The organism is Pantoea sp. Cy-640 (assembly GCF_011752635.1).
GTDB classification, from domain to species: Bacteria; Pseudomonadota; Gammaproteobacteria; order Enterobacterales; family Enterobacteriaceae; genus Pantoea; species Pantoea dispersa.
The window spans coordinates 629,758-648,919 of sequence record NZ_VWXB01000001.1; the positions used below are offsets into that span (position 1 = coordinate 629,758).

Sequence of the window (19,162 nt, forward strand, 5' to 3'; positions counted from 1 at the left end):
TAATTCTATTGCGCGGCGCAAAATATGTTGGCTAACAAATGTGGTGTGAGCGCTCAGATGCGTAAATGCGAAACCGGCACCACTGACGAAATTCTCGCGCTGCTGAACTGATCTTTTCCCTCCAGGGCTGGTGCTGCCGGCCCTTATCTTTGCGGCTCCCTGCCACTGGTTATTCTGCTGCGCCTCGCTTTCCCTGCCGCCGTTGAGAATTGGTTGTAACAGCGCTGGTTACTGTCACAGTATGCACAGCAACACGATAACCAATATTTAGCCTGACTTTACGTTTTTATTAACACCAGTGAGCAGCAGGATCGGGCAGAGCAGTACAGCGCTATTCTGCTGCAGGGAGGTAGGGATGCTAAAAAAATTAAACGTGCTTTATCTCATCGCCAGCCTGTTTTTTCTGGGCACCGGTATTACCTTAGGTCTGGTGCTGTCACCGTTAATTACCGCGGAAGTGAATGCCACGCAAAAGGAGGTTAATCTGGTGAAACAGCAAGCACTATATAGCGGTGAGTTTGATCGCCATCAGCCGGGCAGTGATGCGCTGTACTGGGCCAGCGGCAAGGTCTATCTCAATAAAAACGTCATCGCCTTTGAGGGGGACATTGCCCCCGGTCCACACTATAAAATTTACCTCACCAAAACTCAGGCGTTTGATCAGCACTCATTTCTGCAAATAAAACATCAATCGGCGTTAATTGGCGATTTAAATAACTTTGGTGATTTTATTAAATCGCTGCCGGAAGGCATCGATCCGCAGGAATATTGCGCCGTGCAAATCTGGAGTGAGCAATTTTCGAAATTTGTCGGCTCAGCGCGTTATCGCACCTGAATAAGGCACCGACGTGCGCCGGTGCCCCATTTAGATTACTGGAAAGCGTAGCTTAGCGTCAGGCCGACGCTGTAATTACGCCCCGGTGCGGGTTCGTAATACCGGCCATTGCTCTCATTAACGATGACCGAGCCGATATAGTGGCGGTCGAGCAGATTATCCACACGGCCAAACAGATCCAGCGTCCAGTTCTGCACCAGCCATTTATAGCCGCTGTTCAGTCCCACCACCGTATACGCCGGCGCTTTGACATCATTCTGGTCGTTGGCCGCAATGTCGCTCAGGTAGCGCAGGTCGCCGCCGGCATACCAGCCTTGCTCCGGCGCGTAGGCCAGTCCGGCGTAAGCCATATTGCGTGCAATACCGGGGATGCGCTTGCCGTCACAGCTGTCGCTGCCGCAGGCGTTACTGCGGTAGCGCGCGTCGAGCAGCGTCCACGCGGCTTTCAGGTGCCAGTCATAGCCAAACTGCTGATCGAGTCCGAGTTCCAGGCCTCGGCGGCGCGTCTCACCGGCGTTTTTGTAGCTGGTGCGGCCTTCGTAACTGCTGTCTGACACGATCTCGTTTTTGGTATCGGTCTGAAACAGCGCAGCGGTCAGCAGGCCGTTGCCGAGGCGTTTTTTGCTGCCGAGCTCCACGGTATTGCTGGTGGCCGGCTGCAGGTTGAGATTGAGCCCGGCCTGATCCGCCGCGCGGTAGGAGAGTTCATTGAGCGTCGGCGTTTCAAAGCCGCGACCAGCGGAAACATAGGCGTTCCAGCCATCATTAATCGCGTATTTGAGCGAGGCCGCAGGCAGCCAGCGGTGATAGCGGCGATTGCCGCTGTCATCCGGATCGCTGGCGGTCACGTAATAGTCGTTAGCATCGAAATTGACCGTGCTGAAGCGCACGCCGGCGTCCAGCGACCAGCGATCGCTCAGCTGCCACGCGGTCTGCAGATAGGGATCGAGGTTCCACATCAGGTTGCGCTCGTTGCGGCGCAGATCACCCTGCACGCCGTAGTCGGTGGCACCATCACTGCGGGTGAAGTTCTGATAGCCTTTGCGCTTCTCGCTCATGGTTTCATAGTCGAGGCCGCCGGTCAGGGTCACCGGCAGCGTCAACAGCGTCGCGCGGTGCGTCCAGCGGGTATCAATGCCCTGGTAGTGGCGCGCCAGTGAAATGACACCACCGGGATAGCCGGCTTTCAGCTGGGTTGCCAGCGGGATGGACTGATACTGGGTGGTTTCGCGCTCACCGGCATAGAGCATCACGCTGAGATCGTCGTTGTCGCTCATCTGGCGCTGGTAGTGCAGGCCCGCCTGGGTCTGGTCGACGGTTTTACGCGCGTTGTACAGCGTGACGTTGCTGGCCACCTGGCGCGGATTATCACGCCACTGATCCGGCGTCAGGCCGCCCGGATCCTGCGCCTGAACGTGAACGCTGTTGAACAGCAGCGTCAGGGTGCTGACATCGTCAATGCGCACGCCAAGCCTGGCATTGCCGAGGTTTTTCTGCGCGGCGCTGTGGTCGCGATAGCCGTGCGTGGTGAAGCGCGAAGCCGACACCGTATAGTCAACATCGCCGGCATGGCTGCCATCACCGGTGGCACCGCTCGCTTTTACGCTGTTGCGCCAGCTGCCGTAGCTGCCGTACCAGCTGCTGGCTTCCAGCGTGGTCGGCTGCTGGCCGCGCTGGGTTTCCACATTGATCACGCCGCCCGATGCGTTACCGTACAGCGCGGAGAACGGGCCGCGCAGCACTTCCACGCGATCGATGGAACCGATATCGATATTCGAGGTTTGCCCCTGGCCATCCGGCATGCTGGCCGGAATGCCGTCGACGTACATTCGGATGCCACGTACGCCGAAGGTGGAACGCGATCCAAAGCCGCGCACTGAAATCTGCAGATCCTGCGCATAATTCTGCCGGTTCTGGATTTGCAGACCGGGCACGCTGGTGAGGTTTTCAGACAGGTTAACGCGCGGTGCGGCGTGGCGCATATCGTCGCCGCTGACAACGCTGACCGCCGCCGGGGTATCCAGCTCGGAGAGTCCACTGGCCGCGGGCGCGGCGCTCACCACCAGGGTAGTGCTGGCATTGTCCGCCGCTAATAACGGCAGCGGCAGGAGTGCAGGCAGCATCAGCAACGGTGCCTGTCGCAAAAGAGCAATTTTCATTTTAATAACCGTAAAAGACGTGAAATGAACCAATCGGGACATTTATCGCGCGTATGTTAATCGTTTTAGCGCGGGTTTGAAAAGCGTTAATAGTAGGGCGGAACCCTGTTAAGTGTGGCATGAAAAATGTCCTTTCACCGCACCTCTGGCCTGGCTGTCAGTCCCGATTTCTGTCAGTGTGATCGTTTTGCCTGCGGTAAGAATAAGGAGAAAACATGAGTCAGCAACCCGTAGTGGCGGTACTGGGATTAGGCGCGATGGGGCACGCATTTGCCGCCAATCTGTTGAAGAAGGGCTTTACCGTGCGCGGCTGGAACCGCACGCGTGCCAAAGGCGAAGATCTGGTGGCCGCAGGCCTGACGCTGAGCGACAGCGCCGCGCAGGCTGTGGAAGGCGCAGACGTGGTGATTGCCATGCTGGCGGACGGCGCTACCACGCGCGCCACGCTTAACCAGGTGCAGAACGCACTGCAGCAGGGGGCTACCGTGGCGCAGATGGGCACCATCGGTGTTGAAGCGACCGACGCGCTGATCGCCGGGCTGGCGGCCGCACGGCCGGACGTGGTGTTTATTGATGCGCCGGTCTCCGGTACCAAAGCGCCGGCTGAAAACGCGCAGATTCTGGTGATGGCCAGCGGCGACCGGCAGCGCGCCCAGGCGGCGGAGCAGGTGTTCGCCGCGATTGGTAAAGGGACGCAGTGGCTGGGTGCCGCCGGCGCCAGCTCGCGCATGAAGCTGGTGGTGAATAGCTGGCTGATTGGCCTGATGCAGAGTCTTGCCGAAAGCACCCGGCTGGCAGAGCAGTTTGGTTTCACTACCGACGATCTCTGGCAGGTGCTGGAGGGCGGTCCGCTGGCAGCGCCGTACGCCAAAATGAAACTCGGCATGATTGCCAGCGGCGACTTTACGCCGCAGATGCATCTGATCTGGGCGCTGAAGGATGCGCGGCTGGCGCTGGATGCGGCCGGCGACGCTTCTCTGCCGGCGCTGGAAAACATCGTCGATGTCTGGCAGCAGGCGGTCGATGCCGGTTACGGCGAGCAGGATCTGGCGGCGGTTTATCAGTACCTGAAACGCTAAATGAGTCAGCGGCTCGACTTTGACTTCTCGCAGCGTCCGCTGGTGCCGTATGCGCATGATTATGCGCACGGCGATGCGGAGCCGTGGCACTATCACCACTGCGCGCAGCTGATACATACTTTGAGCGGCGTGGTGAAAGTGGAAACGCAACACGGCAGCTGGATTGTGCCGCCCAGCCGCGGCGTGTGGCTGCCGGCCGGCACGCGTCATGCGCTGCACATCGTTGGCAGCGTGGCGGCGCGCACCCTGTTTGTCGATCCGCTGGCGCGCGCCGATCTGCCCGCCAGCTGTCAGGTGGTGCAGATATCGCCGCTGCTGCGGGAGCTGATTGTCAGCGCGCTCACGCTGCCGGAGCATTACGCGTCTGGCAGTCGCGCCGAGCGCATTTACGAGCTGATTCTCGATGAGATTCGCGTGATGGACGTGCTGCCGTTTGGCCTGCCACTGCCGCACAGCGACCGGTTGCTGACGCTGTGCCAGCAGATTCAGCAGGCGCCGGGCGAGAGCTGGACGCTGGCGCGCGCAGCGGCGCAGCTGTGTGTCGCGGAGCGCACGCTGGCGCGCCATTTCAGTCGCGAAACCGGTTTGCAGTTTAGCGACTAGCTGCGGCGTGCCCGGCTGAGCGTGGCGCTGACCCGGCTGGCACAGGGCGATACGGTGCTGGCCGTGGCGCTCGACCTCGGCTACGACAGCCCGAGCGCCTTCAGCGCCATGTTTCGTCGCGTGCTGGGCGTTACGCCAGCGAACTACTTTCCGGCGGCAGAAAAGCGCCCGCCGCGTTAAGCAACGCCTGCAGCGAGGCGCGCGTCACGTCATTATCAATACCCACGCCCCACGCACGCTCGCCACGCGGCGTGATGCAGCTGATATAGCACACCGAACGGCTGTCGCTACGTTTGCCCAGCGTGTGTTCATGGTAATCCTCAATGGTTACGGCCAGATCGTAGCGCTGACACAGCGCGGCCACCGCCGCTGACAGCAGACCGTTGCCGCGCCCTTCCAGGGGCAGCTGCTGCGGACCCTGCTGCAAGCGCGCTTTAATCCGCGTCTCGCCCTGATCATTGCTATGGCTCTCCGCCTGCAGCAGGCGACACCGCGGCTGTTGCAGGCCGTACTGCTGACAGAACAGCTGCCACAGCGCGTGGTGCGTCATCTCCTGGCCGTGAGCATCGGTCTGCTGCTGCACGCAGCGGCTGAAATCCTGCTGCAGGCCGCGCGGCAGTTGCAGACCGTGATTTTGTTCCAGCAGCCAGGCGGCACCGCCTTTACCGGACTGGCTGTTCACGCGGATCACTGCTTCATAGCTGCAGCCGATGTCCAGCGGATCGAGCGGCAGGTAGGGCATTTGCCATACCACTTCATTACGCGCGCTGCGTTCGGCAAAGCCTTTGCGAATGGCATCCTGATGTGAGCCGGAGAAGGCGGTGAACACCAGTTCGCCGGCGTAAGGATGGCGCGGATGGACCGGCAGCTGGTTACAGCGCGTCACCACTTCCAGCACCTCGCGCATATCGCTAAAGTCCAGCTCAGGCGTCACGCCCTGGGTATAGAGATTCAGCGCCAGCGTCACCAGATCGACGTTGCCGGTGCGCTCGCCGTTACCAAACAGACAGCCTTCAACGCGATCGGCCCCGGCCAGCAGCGCCAGCTCGGCGCAGGCGATGCCGGTGCCGCGATCGTTATGCGGATGGACGCTGATGGCCACCTGCGAGCGCTGGCTGAAGTGGCGACAGAAATACTCGATCTGGTCGGCATACACGTTAGGCGTGTTGACTTCCACCGTGGCGGGCAGGTTGATGATCATCGGCCGCTGCGGTCCCGGCTGCCAGATGGCGGCAACCGCCTCACAGATTTCCAGCGCGAATTCCGGCTCGGTAAAACAGAAAGTTTCCGGCGAGTACTGAAAGGTCCAGCGCGTGGCGGGCTGCGCCGCACAGCGTGCGCGGATTTGCCGCGCGGCGGCGCAGGCCAGCTCGACGATTTCAGCTTTGCTCTGACGAAAGACGCGCTCACGGAACAGCGGGGCGGTGGCGTTATACAGATGGATAATCGCCTGCGGCGCGTCACGCAGCGCTGCAAAGGTGCGATCGATTAAATCGCCGCGCGCCTGGGTTAATACCTGAATAGTGACGTCGTGAGGGATGTGCTGCTGTTCAATCAGCAGGCGCACAAAGTCATAATCGGTTTGCGAGGCGGCGGGAAATGCCACTTCAATCTCTTTAAAGCCGCAGCGCAGCAGCAGTTGCCAGAATGCTAATTTGCGCGCGCTGTCCATCGGCGTAGCCAGCGCCTGATTGCCATCGCGCAAATCGGTTGAGAGCCAACGCGGCGTGCGGGTGATCTGGCGTGACGGCCACTGGCGATCCGCCAGATTGATGACAGGCCACGGGCGATATTTTTCAGCAGGTTGAGTCAGCATGGGGGTCTCCTTGAGGTCTGCCTGTAGTCTGCAGTTACCTGCCGGACGCGGCTCACGCATAGCTGACAACCCGGCGTGCAAAACTGACAGCTGCCGCAGCGATACCCGTCAGTAAAACCCTACTGTGCTTCGATCCCGTGTTTTTTCATCATCGCGCGCAGCTGATGATAAGTGACGCGCAACAGTTCAGCGGCGCGGCGCTGGTTGTATCGCGCCTGTTGCAGACTGGCTTCGACCAGGGCGCGCTCCTGCTGGTTTTGCCACTGGCGTAAATCCAGCGGCAGCGCCGGCAGGGTATTTTCACGCTGTTCTGCTTCCGCTTCAGTTACCGCAGGCGCGCTGCGTGGCGCAAACGGATTGATGATGATGGTGTCGAGCGCCTGTTCGGTGCTGTGATGACGGTACACCGAGCGCTCCACCACGTTTTTCAGTTCACGCACATTGCCCGGCCAGCTGTGCTGCAACAGGGTGAGCTGAGCGCGCTCGCTAAAGCCGGGAAACAGCGCCAGGCCCAGCTCGCGGCACATCTGAATGGCAAAATGCTCGGCCATCACCAGAATATCGCTGCGGCGCTCGCGCAGCGGCGGCAGCTGGACGACATCGAACGCCAGGCGATCGAGCAGGTCGGCGCGAAAACGGCCGGCGGCGGCCAATGCGGGCAGATCCTCGTTGGTGGCGCACACCAGCCGCACGTTAACCTGCAGCGACTGATTGCCGCCAACGCGTTCCAGCTGGCCATACTCAATCACGCGCAGCAGTTTCTCCTGCACCAGCATCGGCGCAGTGGCAAGCTCATCCAGAAACAGCGTGCCGCCATCGGCGCGCTCAAAGCGGCCAAGGTGGCGCTTCTGGGCGCCGGTAAAGGCACCGGCTTCATGGCCGAACAGCTCGGAATCCAGCAGATTTTCATTCAGCGCGGCGCAGTTGAGCGAAATAAACGGCCCCTGCCAGCGGTCGGAGAGGTAGTGCAGGCGGCTGGCAATCAGCTCTTTACCGGTACCGCGTTCACCAGTCACCAGCACCGGTTTCTCCAGTGGTGCCAGTTTCGATACCTGTTCCAGCACCTCTAAAAAGTTATTCGACTCGCCCAGCAGATTGTCTTTACCGTTTGCCATGATGAAATTCACCACTGATTAATTAATTTCACTACCTTAACGGATTGCGCCGCGCTTGTAAAACAGTCAAACCCAGTAAAATCAGCATATTAAAAACTGGCACGCATCTTGTATTAGTTATGGGCGTAAAGACATGACAACCAGAGGAACATCATTATGGGTATTTTTTCTCGTTTCGCCGATATCGTGAACGCTAACATCAACTCGCTGCTGGAGCGTGCCGAAGATCCGCAGAAACTGGTACGCCTGATGATTCAGGAAATGGAAGACACGCTGGTGGAAGTACGTTCCACCTCGGCCCGCGCGCTGGCAGAAAAGAAACAGCTGCTGCGCCGTATTGAGCAGGCCGAAATTCAGCAGGCCGAATGGCAGGAAAAAGCTGAGCTGGCGCTGAGTAAAGAGAAAGAAGATTTAGCCCGTTCGGCGCTGATTGAGAAACAGAAGCTGACCGACCTGATCGCTGCGCTGCAGCAGGAAGCCAGCCACGTTGAAGAGACGCTGGATCGCATGAAAGGCGAGATTGGCGAACTGGAGAAAAAACTCAGTGAAACCCGCGCTCGCCAGCAGGCCCTGACGCTGCGTCACCAGGCGGCTTCATCATCACGCGATGTGCGTCGTCAGCTCGACAGCGGCAAGCTGGATGAGGCGATGGCACGCTTCGAGTCGTTTGAACGTCGCATCGATCACATGGAAGCAGAAGCGGAAAGCCAGCGCTTTGGTAAAAGCAAAACGCTCGACCAGCAGTTTGCCGATCTGAAAGCCGATGACGAAATCAGCCAGCAGCTGGCTGCGCTGAAAGCCAAAATGAACCGCAGCGAGTGATCGCCCCGGGCCTGCTAACGGGCCCGGATTGCCGGGTGTACTGAAAAAGGAGAGTCAATGAGCGCACTATTTCTGGCCATACCGTTAACGATCTTCGTGCTGTTTGTGGCACCGATCTGGTTATGGCTGCACTACAGCAACAAACGCAACGGCGGGGCGCTTTCGTCCGGTGACCTGCAGCGCCTGCAGCAGCTGACGCAGGAAGCGCGCCGCATGCGTGACCGGGTCGAGGCGCTGGAAGCGATCCTCGATGCCGAACACCCGAACTGGAGGCAGCCATGATGAACGGACGCAAACTGTGGCGTATTCCGCAGCAGGGCAAAGTGCGCGGCGTGTGTGCCGGGCTGGCCGAGTACCTGGACATTCCGGTGCGGCTGCTGCGTGTGATTGTGGTGCTGTCGCTGTTTTTCGGTCTGTTTATGATCACCGTGACCGCCTATTTTATCCTTGGCTACGTGCTGGATGAAAAACCGCTGGACGCACCCTCTGAGCGCACACCAACGGCGCGCGAACTGCTGGATGAGCTGGAAAATACGCTCACCGCGGATGAGCGTAACGTACGCGATATTGAGCGTTACGTGACCTCAGAAACCTTCAGCGTACGCAGCCGTTTCCGCCAGATTTAATCCCTGTCGCGGGCCCGTCAGCGGGTCCGCTGCTCTAAGAGAGGCGCTATGCATACGCAACGTTTAACTGCTCTGCGCCGCCGCGCAACGCCTGCGTTGAAGTCGGCGGGAAAATTCATCATCATCAGTGCAGTAACCTATGCGCCCGGCGGCCTGGCCGGCTGGGCAGTGAAATCGGTGGCGCGCCGTCCGCTGCGCCTGTTGCTGGCGGCCGCCCTGGAACCGTTGCTGAGTAAGGCGTTTAACCGCCTGTCGGCACGTTTCATCAGGGAGAGCGATGAAAAGACTGCAAAATGAGTTGATGGGGCTGATGAACCGTGGCGTGGATCGTCATCTGCGCCTCGCCGTCACCGGCCTGAGCCGCAGCGGCAAAACCGCCTTTATCACCTCGCTGGTTAACCAGCTGCTCAATGTCCACAGCGGCGCGCGTTTGCCGCTGTTTTCCGTGGTGCGCGAAGAGCGGCTGCTGGGCGTGAAGCGCGTACCCCAGCGTGAGCTGGGCACGCCGCGCTTTACCTATGACGAAGGGCTGGCCCAGCTGTACGGCACGCCGCCGATGTGGCCGACCCCGACGCGCGGCGTCAGTGAGATGCGCCTGGCGCTGCGCTACCGGCCGGATCAGTCTCTGCTGCGTCATTTCAAAGATACCGCCACCCTTTACCTCGAAATTGTCGATTATCCCGGCGAGTGGCTGCTCGATCTGCCGATGCTGGCGCAGGATTATCTCAGCTGGTCACGCCAGATGGTCGGCCTGCTGCAGGGCGATCGGCAGCAGTGGGCCGCGCGCTGGCACAGCCTGAGCGCCGATCTCGACCCGTTCGCGCCCGCCGATGAAAACCGCCTGGCGGAGATCGCCGCGGCCTGGACCCACTACCTGCATCAGTGCAAAACCGAAGGATTGCACTTCATCCAGCCGGGACGTTTTGTGTTGCCGGGTGACATGGCTGGCGCGCCGGCATTGCAGTTTTTCCCGTGGCCCAACGTCGATGAACAGCAGGCCGGCAAGCTGCTGCAGGCACCGGCCGGCAGCAATTTCGCCATGCTGCAGCAGCGTTTCCACTACTACTGTCAGCATGTGGTGAAAGGGTTTTATAAAAATCACTTCCTGCGCTTCGATCGCCAGATCGTGCTGGTCGACTGCTTGCAGCCGCTCAACAGTGGACCGCAGGCGTTCAATGATATGCGGCTGGCGCTGACCCAGCTGATGCAAAGTTTTCACTATGGCCAGCGCACGCTGTTCCGCCGTCTGTTCTCGCCGGTCATCGATAAGTTGCTGTTTGCCGCCACCAAGGCCGATCACATCACCGCCGATCAGCACGCCAATATGGTGTCGCTGCTGCAGCAGCTGGTACAGGACGCGTGGCAGAACGCCGCGTTTGAAGGCATCAGCATGGATTGTCTGGGGCTGGCGTCGGTGCAGGCGACCGAGAGCGGGTTGGTGGATCATCGCGGAGAAAAATTACCGGCGCTGCGCGGTCATCGCCTCGCCGACGGTGAGCCGCTGACCTTTTACCCGGGCGAAGTACCGCCGCGCCTGCCGGGCAACAGCTTCTGGCAGCAGCAGGGGTTTCAGTTTGAACAGTTCCGGCCGCAGCAGCTGGATGTCGATCGGCCGTTGCCGCATATCCGCATGGATGCTGCGCTGGAATTTTTACTGGGAGATAAATTGCGATGAGCGATGAAACGCCACTCAAACCACGGATAGATTTTGCCCGCCCGTTGCAGGAGCCTGCGGAGCCAGCCCTGCGCGCGGCACACACCTTTAGCAGCGACGCGCAACAGGGGTTTCTGGTGACGCCTGACGCGGAGCCGCTGGAAGAGGGCGCCGGCGAGAAAGTGGTGGAAGCCGCGCTGCGGCCAAAGCGCAGCCTGTGGCGCAAAATGGTGGGCGTCGGGCTGGGTATTTTTGGCATCAGCGTGGTGGCGCAGGGCGCCCAGTGGCTGCACGATGCCTGGCTGACGCGCGACTGGTTTGCACTGGGCAGCGGCGTGGCCGGTGGGCTGATTGTCGCCGCTGGCGCTGGCGCGCTGATTGGCGAATGGCGTCGGCTGTATCGTCTGCGTCAGCGGGCGGAAGAGCGGGACGTGGGCCGTGAACTGCTGGCCAGCCACGGCATTGGCAAAGGCCGGGCGTTCTGCGAAAAGCTGGCGCGTCAGGCGCAGCTGGATCAGGCGCATCCGGCACTGCAGCGCTGGCACGCGGCACTGCACGAAACCCATAACGACCGCGAAATTGTCACGCTGTATGCGCAGCTGGTGCAGCCGGTGCTGGACCGTCAGGCGCGGCGCGAAATCAGCCGCCACGCGGCAGAATCGACGCTGATGATTGCCGTCAGCCCGCTGGCGCTGGTGGACATGGCGTTTATCGCCTGGCGTAACCTGCGGCTGGTGAACCGCATCGCGGCCATCTACGGCATTGAACTCGGCTACTTCAGTCGCATCCGGCTGTTCCGGCTGGTATTGCTGAATATGGCGTTTGCCGGGGCGTCAGAGCTGGTGCGCGAAGTCGGTATGGACTGGATGTCGCAGGACATCGCCGCCCGTCTCTCGGCGCGTGCGGCGCAGGGCATCGGTGCCGGGCTGCTCACCGCCCGACTGGGGATCAAAGCGATGGAATTATGCCGTCCGCTGCCGTGGCTGGCGGAGGACAAACCGCGGCTCGGCGATTTCCGCCGTGAACTGGTGGGACAGCTTAAAGAATCGCTGGCCAAAAGCGGTGATAAAGCAGGTCAGGCTGCTAAATAATCTCACTATGTCTGCCTTTCACGCTGCCGAGGGTGTGAAAGGTGAAATTATCTGTGCTCAGGGTGATTTCTGGCGGGATTATTGTTGGTTGTTCCGCTACACTTCTCTTCGTCACCTGCCTCAGAGTGTCAACTTTTCATGACAGAACCCTTCTGAGGCGCTGCAAGTTAGCGTATTATCTCTAAAATCAAAACCTGACTAAGGCTCATCGCAATGCGTTTGGAAGTTTTCTGCCAGGACCGTATCGGTCTGGCGCGCGAGCTACTCGACCTGCTGGTTGCCCGTAATATTGACCTGCGCGGCATTGAAATTGCCTCGCTGGGCCGCATCTACCTCAACTTTTCTGCGCTGGAATTTGACGCATTCAGCAACCTGATGGCGGAGATTCGCCGTACACCGGGCGTGACAGATGTCCGCACCGTGTCTTTCATGCCGTCTGAGCGTGAACATCGCGCGCTGAGCGCGCTGCTGGTGGCGATGCCCGAGCCGGTGTTCTCCCTCGACCTGAAAGGTAAAGTCGAACTGGCGAATCCGGCGGCGCAGAACCTGTTTAACCTCGACGAACAGAAGATTCGTAACCAGAACGCCGGCACGCTGATTGCCGGCTTTAATTTCCAGCGCTGGCTGGAGAGTGAACGTGTTGACGCGCAGGCGCAGCATGTGGTGATCCAGGGGCGTGATTTCCTCATGGAAGCGCGCCCGATCTATCTGGCGCAGGAAGATGAGCAGAACGACCAGCCGGTAGGCGCGATGATCACCCTGAAATCTACTGCGCGCATGGGGCGGCAGTTGCAGAACCTCAGCGTCACCGATGACTCCGAATTCGATCACATCGTGGCGGTGACGCCGAAAATGCGTCAGGTGATCGACCAGGCGCGCAAGCTGGCGATGCACGATGCGCCGCTGCTGATTGTCGGCGACACCGGCACCGGTAAAGATATGCTGGCGCGCGCCTGCCATCTGCGCAGCGCTCGCGGTAAAAAACCATTCCTGGCGCTCAACTGCGGCTCGATTCCGGATGACGTCGCTGAGAGCGAGCTGTTTGGTCACGCGGCGGGCGCGTATCCCAACGCGCTGGAAGGGAAGAAGGGCTTCTTTGAGCAGGCGAACGGCGGCTCGGTGCTGCTGGATGAAATCGGCGAGATGTCGCCGCGCATGCAGACCAAACTGCTGCGCTTCCTGAACGATGGCACCTTCCGCCGCGTCGGCGAGGATCATGAAGTGCATGTGGATGTGCGCGTGATCTGCGCCACGCAAAAGAATCTGATTGAGCTGGTGCAGCGCGGCGAGTTCCGCGAAGACCTGTTCTATCGTCTGAACGTGCTGACGCTGAATCTGCCGCCGCTGCGCGAACGTCCGCTGGATATTCTGCCGCTCACCGAAATGTTTGTGGCGCGCTTTGCGGATGAGCAGGGGCTGCCGCGCCCGCGTTTGTCACCGCAGCTGACGCCGTTCCTGACGCGCTATAACTGGCCGGGCAACGTGCGCCAGTTGAAAAATGCGCTGTACCGCGCGCTCACGCAGCTGGAAGGTTATGAACTGCGTCCGCAGGATATCGTGCTGCCGGAGCAGGCGCTGGATGTGTCGCTGGGCGAAGAGGCAATGGAAGGGTCGCTGGATGAAATTACCAGCCGTTTTGAGCGTTCAGTGCTGACTCGTCTCTATCTGTCGTATCCCAGCACGCGTAAACTGGCGAAACGCCTTGGAGTGTCACACACCGCGATTGCCAACAAGCTGCGCGAATATGGCCTCGGTCAGAAACGCAGCGAAGGCGAATAATCCGCGTTCTGCATCAACAAGCCGTCTGTGACAGACGGCTTTTTTATCAGCAGTAACCTTACTTCAGCGCTGCCAGTGCCGCTTCATAGTTCGGCTCTTCGGTGATTTCATTCACCAGCTCGCTGTACAGCACCTTGTCGTTCTCATCCAGCACCACCACGGCGCGGGCGGTCAGGCCTTTCAGCGGGCCATCGGCGATCGCGACGCCGTAATTTTCAATAAATTCTGCACCGCGCAGCGTAGACAGCGTCACTACGTTATTGACGTTCTCGGCGCCGCAGAAGCGCGACTGCGCAAACGGCAGATCGGCAGAGATGCACAGCACCACGGTGTTGTCAGCTTCGCCAGAACGCTCGTTGAATTTGCGCACCGACGCGGCGCACACGCCGGTATCAATGCTTGGGAAAATGTTCAGAACTTTGCGTTTGCCTGCATACTGAGAAAGGGACACATCACTGAGATCTTTCGCTACCAGGTTGAACGGTTTTGCCTGCTCGCCAGCCTGCGGGAAGTGGCCGGCAACCGGCACCGGATTGCCCTGAAAGTGAACATTCTGCGACATACAATTTCCTTTTAACGATGAAAAATCTGGCGTTAACCCCACCAGAACAGGTATAGCGTTTGTTTATGACATAAATTTTAAGGGTTTACGAGCCTAATTCAACGTGGAGCTGCACCAGCACGTTATGACGTCATGGATTTGAGGAGTCAGTATGAGAACAGTGAAAAGTTATCCGGAAGCCTGGCCGCTGCACTCGCCGTTTGTGATTTCGCGCGGCAGCCGCACCGAGGCGCACGTGGTGGTGGTGGAGATTGAGCAGGATGGCCTCAAAGGGATTGGCGAGGCCACGCCCTATGCGCGCTATGGCGAAAGTGAGGCTTCGGTGCTGCAGCAGATTGCTTCACAGCTCGGTGCGTTACAAAACGGCATGACGCGGGCAGCGCTGCAACAGGCGTTGCCGGCCGGTGCCGCGCGTAACGCGATTGATTGCGCGCTGTGGGATCTGGAGCGCCAGCAGCAGCGCACCAGCCTGGCGGCGCTGTGTGAGGCGGTGCCGGCACAGGAGATCGTTACGGCGCATACCGTCAGCATCGATACGCCAGAAGCGATGGCCAGCAGCGCGCTGGCGCTATGGCAGCACGGCGCGCGCCTGCTGAAAATTAAGCTGGATAACCATCTGATCAGCGAACGGCTGGTGGCGATCCGCAGTGCGGTGCCGGACGCCACGCTGATCGTCGATGCCAATGAGTCCTGGCAGGCAGAAGGGCTGGCGGCACGCTGCCAGCTGCTGGCGGACTTGCAGGTGGCGATGCTGGAGCAGCCGCTGCCTGCCGCGCAGGATGCGGCGCTGGCCCATTTTATCCATCCGCTACCGATCTGTGCGGATGAGAGCTGCCACACGCGCGACAGTCTGGCAGCCCTGCACGGGCGCTACGACATGGTGAATATCAAACTGGATAAAACCGGTGGGCTGACCGAAGCGCTGGCGCTGGCCACGGCCGCGCGCACGCAGGGATTTGCCATTATGCTGGGCTGTATGTTGTGTACCTCACGCGCCATTCGCGCCGCGCTACCGTTAACGCCGCAGGCTACGTTTGCTGACCTCGACGGTCCAACGTGGCTGGCGGCCGATGTGGAACCGTCGCTGCACTTCTCGCACGGCGTGCTTAAGACGACGGCTGCCAGCGCAGCAGGTTGATCATCGCATCAAGATACACCTCGGTGGCTTCATCCACCGAGATGGCCGGCATTTCGGCGGTGATGCAGGGCAGACTGAGATCGGCGCACCAGCTGCCAAACGAGCCCGGCGTGGCGTAGCCGACGCTGCTCACCACCGGCAGACCGGTTTGTTCCGCCAGCCAGCTGGCCAGCGGGCTATGGTGTGGATCGTCAATACAGGCCAGCGGTTCGTGCCAGGAGACGACCCAGCGCGGTCGGATACGATGAATCAGCTGGCACAGTGCGGCGGTTTCCGGCTCTGACGCCGGCGCGTTTCCGGTTGAGAGCAGCACATCGCGCGCATCGGCCACGCTGTTCCAGCGATAGACAGTATCGCCCGCTTGCCAGTTGGCGGCAGGGAAGTTGCGGTTGAGATCGACACCGTTGACATTGGCGCGCAGCCCGAGCTGGCAGCCGTCCGGATTGACCGCCAGAATCACATGATGACGCCGCAGCGTGTCCGGCAGCGTGCGCATGGCGGCAGAGAGCGTGGCTACCGCCGCGTTTTCATCGCCGTGGGTGCCGGCGATAATCAGTCCGCTGTCCTCGTCGGCCGCCGGTGCCGGAAACCACAGCAGCGGCGCACCCAGCACCGAATGTCCATACTGTTGCCAGACGGCGTCCAGCTTACCGCGCAGCGGGCGCGGGTGGTGTGTCGACATAACCTTCCTCTCTGTCATGCATCGCGTTCAGCCGCAAAAATTGTGAGCTGCAATCCAGCCTCAACATAACGGTAAACAGCAGACGGGGAAATAGCTATTTATCAATCAGCGATTTGCGATAAAGTGCGAAAAGTTGCTGGCGACGCATTGGTTTGGCCGTCGCCCTTTTTTCGGGTCAAGGAGTCGTGATGAAACTAACTTTCCGCACCACGCTGGCCGCGCTCATCATCAGCAGCGCTCTCTCATCCGCCTATGCCGCCAGTGTGCCAGCCGGGGCGCAACTGGCCAGCAGCCAGGAAATCGTGCGCCATATCAAAGATGAACCGGCCTCGCTTGATCCGCTCAAAGCGGTCGGTCTGCCGGAGATTCAGGTGCTGCGCGATCTGTTTGAAGGGCTGACCAACCAGGACGCACAGGGCAAAATCGTGCCGGGCGTTGCGCAGAGCTGGAGCAGCAATGACAACAAAACCTGGCTATTCACGCTGCGCAAAGATGCGCGCTGGTCCAGCGGTGAACCGGTGACCGCACAGGATTTTGTCTACAGCTGGCAACGCCTGGTCGATCCTAAAAATAGCTCGCCTTTCGCCTGGTTTGCCGCGCTGAGCGGCATTGAGAATGCTGAAGCCATCACCAAAGGTCAGATGAGCCCGGACAAGCTGGGCGTGGTGGCGACCGATGAGACGCATCTTAAGGTGACACTGTCACGTCCGCTGCCGTGGTTCCCCGGCATGGTGGCCAACGTGGCGATGTTCCCGGTGCCGCAAAAGGTCATCGCGCAAAACGGCGATGGCTGGACTGCGCCGGGTAAGCTGGTGGGCAACGGCGCTTATCAATTGCAGGAGCGCGTAGTTAACGAAAAGATTGTGCTGGTGCGCAACCCGCACTACTGGGATAACGTCCATTCGGTGCTGACGAAAGTGACCTTTATTCCCATCAATGAAGAATCCAGCGCCACCAAGCGTTACCGCGCCGGGGACATCGATATCACGGAATCCTTCCCGAAAAATATGTACGGCCTGCTGAAAAAAGAGCTGCCGGGGCAGGTGTATACGCCGGATCAGCTTGGCACCTACTATTACGCGTTTAATACGCAGAAAGGGCCGACGGCGGATGTGCGGGTGCGTAAGGCGCTGTCATGGAGCATTGACCGCCGCATTATCGCGGAAAAAGTGCTGGGCACCGGCGAGAAACCGGCCTGGCACTTCACACCGGACGTCACCGCCGGCTTCACGCCGCAGCAGAGCTATCTGCAGCAGCACAGCCAGCAGGAACTGAATGCGCAGGCCAAAGCCCTGCTGACCGCCGCCGGTTACGGCCCGGCTAAACCGCTGCACCTGACGCTGCTGTATAACACCTCTGAAAGTCACCAGAAGATTGCGATTGCGGTGGCCTCGATGTGGAAAAAGAATCTCGGCGTTGACGTGACATTGCAGAATCAGGAGTGGAAAACCTATATCGACAGCCGCAACAGCGGTAATTTCGATGTGATTCGCGCTTCCTGGGTGGGCGATTACAATGAGCCATCGACCTTCCTCAGTCTGCTGACCGCCAGCCACAGCGGCAATATTTCCCGCTTCAGTAACGCGGAATATGATGCGGTGTTGAGTAAAGCCAGCAATGAAACCAGCATGGCGGCGCGCAATGCCGATTACAACAAAGCCGAGCAGATCATCGCTGACCAGGCGCCGATTGCGCCGATCTACCAGTACACCAATGGGCGGCTGATCAAGCCGTGGGTTAAGGGCTATCCCATCACCAATCCGGAAGATGTTGCCTACAGCCGGGAATTGTGGATTGAGAAGCACTGACGCTGAACCGCCACGGAGGGCGGTGAACGACCCGGTTGCGCTGTCATTTTTACTCACACCCTGGTAATTGCAACTGTCCCGCGCCGCGCTAGACTGTATCGTATTGTTTTTGCTAGTGAGGCGAGTACGTGAACGTCATTGAAGGAAAAGCGCTGCAGGTGTCGGATGCGATTGTCGCCTGCCAGTTCGACGGTAAGGGTGGCGTTATCGCCATTGAAGATAAAGATGTCATCAACTGCGAGCGTCACTGCTGGCTGCATCTGAACTACACCCAGCGGCAAAGCGCCGACTGGTTGCAGCACACGCCGCTTATTCCTGATGCGGTGCGGGATGCGCTGGCCGGTGACAGCATGCGACCGCGCGTGACGCGTCTCGGTGACGGCTTTATGATCGTGCTGCGCAGCGTGAATCATAACGCCGATTCGCGCCCGGACCAGCTGGTGGCGATGCGCGTATTTATCAATGACAAGCTGATTGTTTCTACCCGCCGTCGCAAAGTGTATGCCATTGATGAAGTGCTGACCGATCTGCAAAACGGCAACGGCCCGGTGGACGGCGGCAGCTGGCTGGTGGACGTCTGCGATGCGCTCACCGATCACGCCAGCGAATTCATTGAAGAGATGCACGATAAAATTATCGCGCTGGAAGATGCGCTGATGGACCAGCAGGTCCCGGCGCGCGGTGAACTGGCGCTGCTGCGCAAACAGCTGATCGTCATGCGCCGCTATATGGCGCCGCAGCGTGATGTCTATGCGCGGCTGGCAAGCGAGAAACTGCCGTGGATGAGCGATGACGATCGCCGCCGCATGCAGGATGTCGCGGACCGGCTGGGGCGCGGGCTGGATGACCTCAATGCGGGTGTGGCGCGTACCGGTATTCTGGCGGATGAAGTGGCCTCGCTGCTGGCGGAATCCATGAACCGGCGCACTTACACCATGTCGCTGATGGCGATGATTTTCCTGCCTGCCACGTTTCTCACCGGGCTGTTTGGCGTCAATCTCGGTGGCATTCCCGGTGGCAGCTGGCCGCACGGCTTTACCATGTTCTGCGGGTTGTTACTGGTGATGGTGCTGGGGGTCGCGCTGTGGCTGAAACGCCGCAACTGGCTGTGATGTTACTACGGAGTTATCTGCAGGTCATGAACGGGTAATTGTGGCGGTGCAGGGGAGAAAAGCGGAAAAAACCTGATCGACATCAATAAGCGCATAGCCCAACCGGGGCAAACTCTCTCCCGCAGGTGAATGCAACGTCAAGCGATGGGCGTTGCGCTCCATATTGTCTTACTTCCTTTTTTTGAATTACTGCATAGCACATTTGATTCGTACGACGCCGGCTTATCCGCCGGCTTTTTTTTGCCGTTTGGCTTGCTGCCGCATCCTTTCCTATGCTTAAC

At 59.7% G+C, this 19,162-nt stretch carries 17 protein-coding genes and 1 pseudogene; 13 read left to right on the plus strand and 5 right to left on the minus strand.

The annotated features are described in order from the left end of the window. The first annotated feature begins 355 nt into the window (after nucleotides 1-355). Nucleotides 356-835, plus strand: a complete 480-nt coding sequence (locus F3J36_RS03240) for a DM13 domain-containing protein (protein ID WP_166718918.1) — start codon at nucleotides 356-358, stop codon at nucleotides 833-835. Between the two features lie 35 nt (nucleotides 836-870). Here the strand turns inward: F3J36_RS03240 and pqqU are convergent, their stop codons facing one another. Further along, nucleotides 871-2,994, minus strand: coding sequence for a TonB-dependent receptor PqqU (gene pqqU, locus F3J36_RS03245; protein WP_211072803.1), 2,124 nt, complete (start codon nucleotides 2,992-2,994; stop codon nucleotides 871-873). Between the two features lie 215 nt (nucleotides 2,995-3,209). On the opposite strand from pqqU, the gene F3J36_RS03250 reads away from it, so the two are divergent. Together F3J36_RS03250 and F3J36_RS03255 are read left to right on the plus strand one after the other, a co-directional pair. After that, nucleotides 3,210-4,073, plus strand: coding sequence for an NAD(P)-dependent oxidoreductase (locus tag F3J36_RS03250; protein WP_058774730.1), 864 nt, complete (start codon nucleotides 3,210-3,212; stop codon nucleotides 4,071-4,073). Further along, a pseudogene (locus F3J36_RS03255) lies at nucleotides 4,074-4,856 on the plus strand (helix-turn-helix transcriptional regulator). It abuts the gene before it with no gap. Here the strand turns inward: F3J36_RS03255 and leuA are convergent. Next, nucleotides 4,807-6,492, minus strand: a complete 1,686-nt coding sequence (gene leuA, locus F3J36_RS03260) for a 2-isopropylmalate synthase (RefSeq protein WP_166718920.1) — start codon at nucleotides 6,490-6,492, stop codon at nucleotides 4,807-4,809. The pseudogene F3J36_RS03255 and the gene leuA overlap by 50 nt on opposite strands. 119 nt (nucleotides 6,493-6,611) lie before the next feature. Further along, a complete protein-coding gene (gene pspF / locus F3J36_RS03265) occupies nucleotides 6,612-7,607 on the minus strand; it encodes a phage shock protein operon transcriptional activator (RefSeq protein WP_166718921.1) in 996 nt (331 codons plus the stop codon). 156 nt (nucleotides 7,608-7,763) lie between these two features. On the opposite strand from pspF, the gene pspA reads away from it, so the two are divergent. The 7 genes from pspA to tyrR all read left to right on the plus strand — a co-directional run bounded on the left by pspA (nucleotide 7,764) and on the right by tyrR (nucleotide 13,579). Further along, nucleotides 7,764-8,429 carry a phage shock protein PspA gene (gene pspA, locus F3J36_RS03270; RefSeq protein ID WP_058758491.1) on the plus strand — a complete coding sequence of 222 codons (666 nt, stop codon included), beginning with the start codon at nucleotides 7,764-7,766 and terminating at the stop codon, nucleotides 8,427-8,429. A 57-nt stretch (nucleotides 8,430-8,486) separates the two neighbouring features. After that, nucleotides 8,487-8,711, plus strand: a complete 225-nt coding sequence (gene pspB, locus F3J36_RS03275) for an envelope stress response membrane protein PspB (protein WP_058769745.1) — start codon at nucleotides 8,487-8,489, stop codon at nucleotides 8,709-8,711. Next, nucleotides 8,708-9,055 (plus strand): envelope stress response membrane protein PspC, encoded by a 348-nt coding sequence (gene pspC / locus F3J36_RS03280; RefSeq protein WP_058758492.1) that lies wholly within the window; start codon nucleotides 8,708-8,710, stop codon nucleotides 9,053-9,055. Before pspB ends, pspC begins: the two co-directional genes overlap by 4 nt. 48 nt (nucleotides 9,056-9,103) lie before the next feature. Then, entirely contained in the window at nucleotides 9,104-9,352 is a 249-nt protein-coding gene (gene pspD / locus F3J36_RS03285) for a phage shock protein PspD (protein WP_021506136.1), read from the plus strand. Further along, the gene (locus F3J36_RS03290) at nucleotides 9,333-10,730 is read left to right on the plus strand and encodes a YcjX family protein (RefSeq protein ID WP_166718922.1); all 1,398 of its coding nucleotides are present in this window, start codon (nucleotides 9,333-9,335) and stop codon (nucleotides 10,728-10,730) included. The genes pspD and F3J36_RS03290 overlap by 20 nt, the downstream gene beginning before the upstream one ends. Beyond that, a complete protein-coding gene (locus F3J36_RS03295; protein ID WP_166718923.1) occupies nucleotides 10,727-11,800 on the plus strand; it encodes a YcjF family protein in 1,074 nt (357 codons plus the stop codon). The genes F3J36_RS03290 and F3J36_RS03295 overlap by 4 nt, the downstream gene beginning before the upstream one ends. A 213-nt stretch (nucleotides 11,801-12,013) precedes the next feature. Further along, a complete protein-coding gene (gene tyrR / locus F3J36_RS03300) occupies nucleotides 12,014-13,579 on the plus strand; it encodes a transcriptional regulator TyrR (RefSeq protein WP_021506133.1) in 1,566 nt (521 codons plus the stop codon). Between the two features lie 58 nt (nucleotides 13,580-13,637). Here the strand turns inward: tyrR and tpx are convergent, their stop codons facing one another. Beyond that, on the minus strand, nucleotides 13,638-14,141 hold the full coding sequence (gene tpx / locus F3J36_RS03305; RefSeq protein WP_058780606.1) for a thiol peroxidase: 504 nt from the start codon (nucleotides 14,139-14,141) through the stop codon (nucleotides 13,638-13,640). 151 nt (nucleotides 14,142-14,292) lie between these two features. On the opposite strand from tpx, the gene ycjG reads away from it, so the two are divergent. Further along, nucleotides 14,293-15,279 (plus strand): L-Ala-D/L-Glu epimerase, encoded by a 987-nt coding sequence (gene ycjG / locus F3J36_RS03310; RefSeq protein ID WP_166718924.1) that lies wholly within the window; start codon nucleotides 14,293-14,295, stop codon nucleotides 15,277-15,279. On the opposite strand, the gene mpaA is transcribed toward ycjG, so the two are convergent. Further along, nucleotides 15,248-15,961 (minus strand): murein tripeptide amidase MpaA, encoded by a 714-nt coding sequence (gene mpaA, locus F3J36_RS03315; RefSeq protein ID WP_021506130.1) that lies wholly within the window; start codon nucleotides 15,959-15,961, stop codon nucleotides 15,248-15,250. The genes ycjG and mpaA overlap by 32 nt on opposite strands. A 188-nt stretch (nucleotides 15,962-16,149) precedes the next feature. Here mpaA and F3J36_RS03320 point away from each other — a divergent pair, with 188 nt between their 5' ends. Together F3J36_RS03320 and zntB are read left to right on the plus strand one after the other, a co-directional pair. Next, nucleotides 16,150-17,769, plus strand: coding sequence for an ABC transporter substrate-binding protein (locus F3J36_RS03320; RefSeq protein ID WP_166718925.1), 1,620 nt, complete (start codon nucleotides 16,150-16,152; stop codon nucleotides 17,767-17,769). 128 nt (nucleotides 17,770-17,897) lie between these two features. Continuing rightward, nucleotides 17,898-18,881: a zinc transporter ZntB gene (gene zntB, locus F3J36_RS03325; protein ID WP_021506128.1), complete on the plus strand. Its 984-nt coding sequence runs from the start codon at nucleotides 17,898-17,900 to the stop codon at nucleotides 18,879-18,881. Nucleotides 18,882-19,162: the final 281 nt, after the last annotated feature.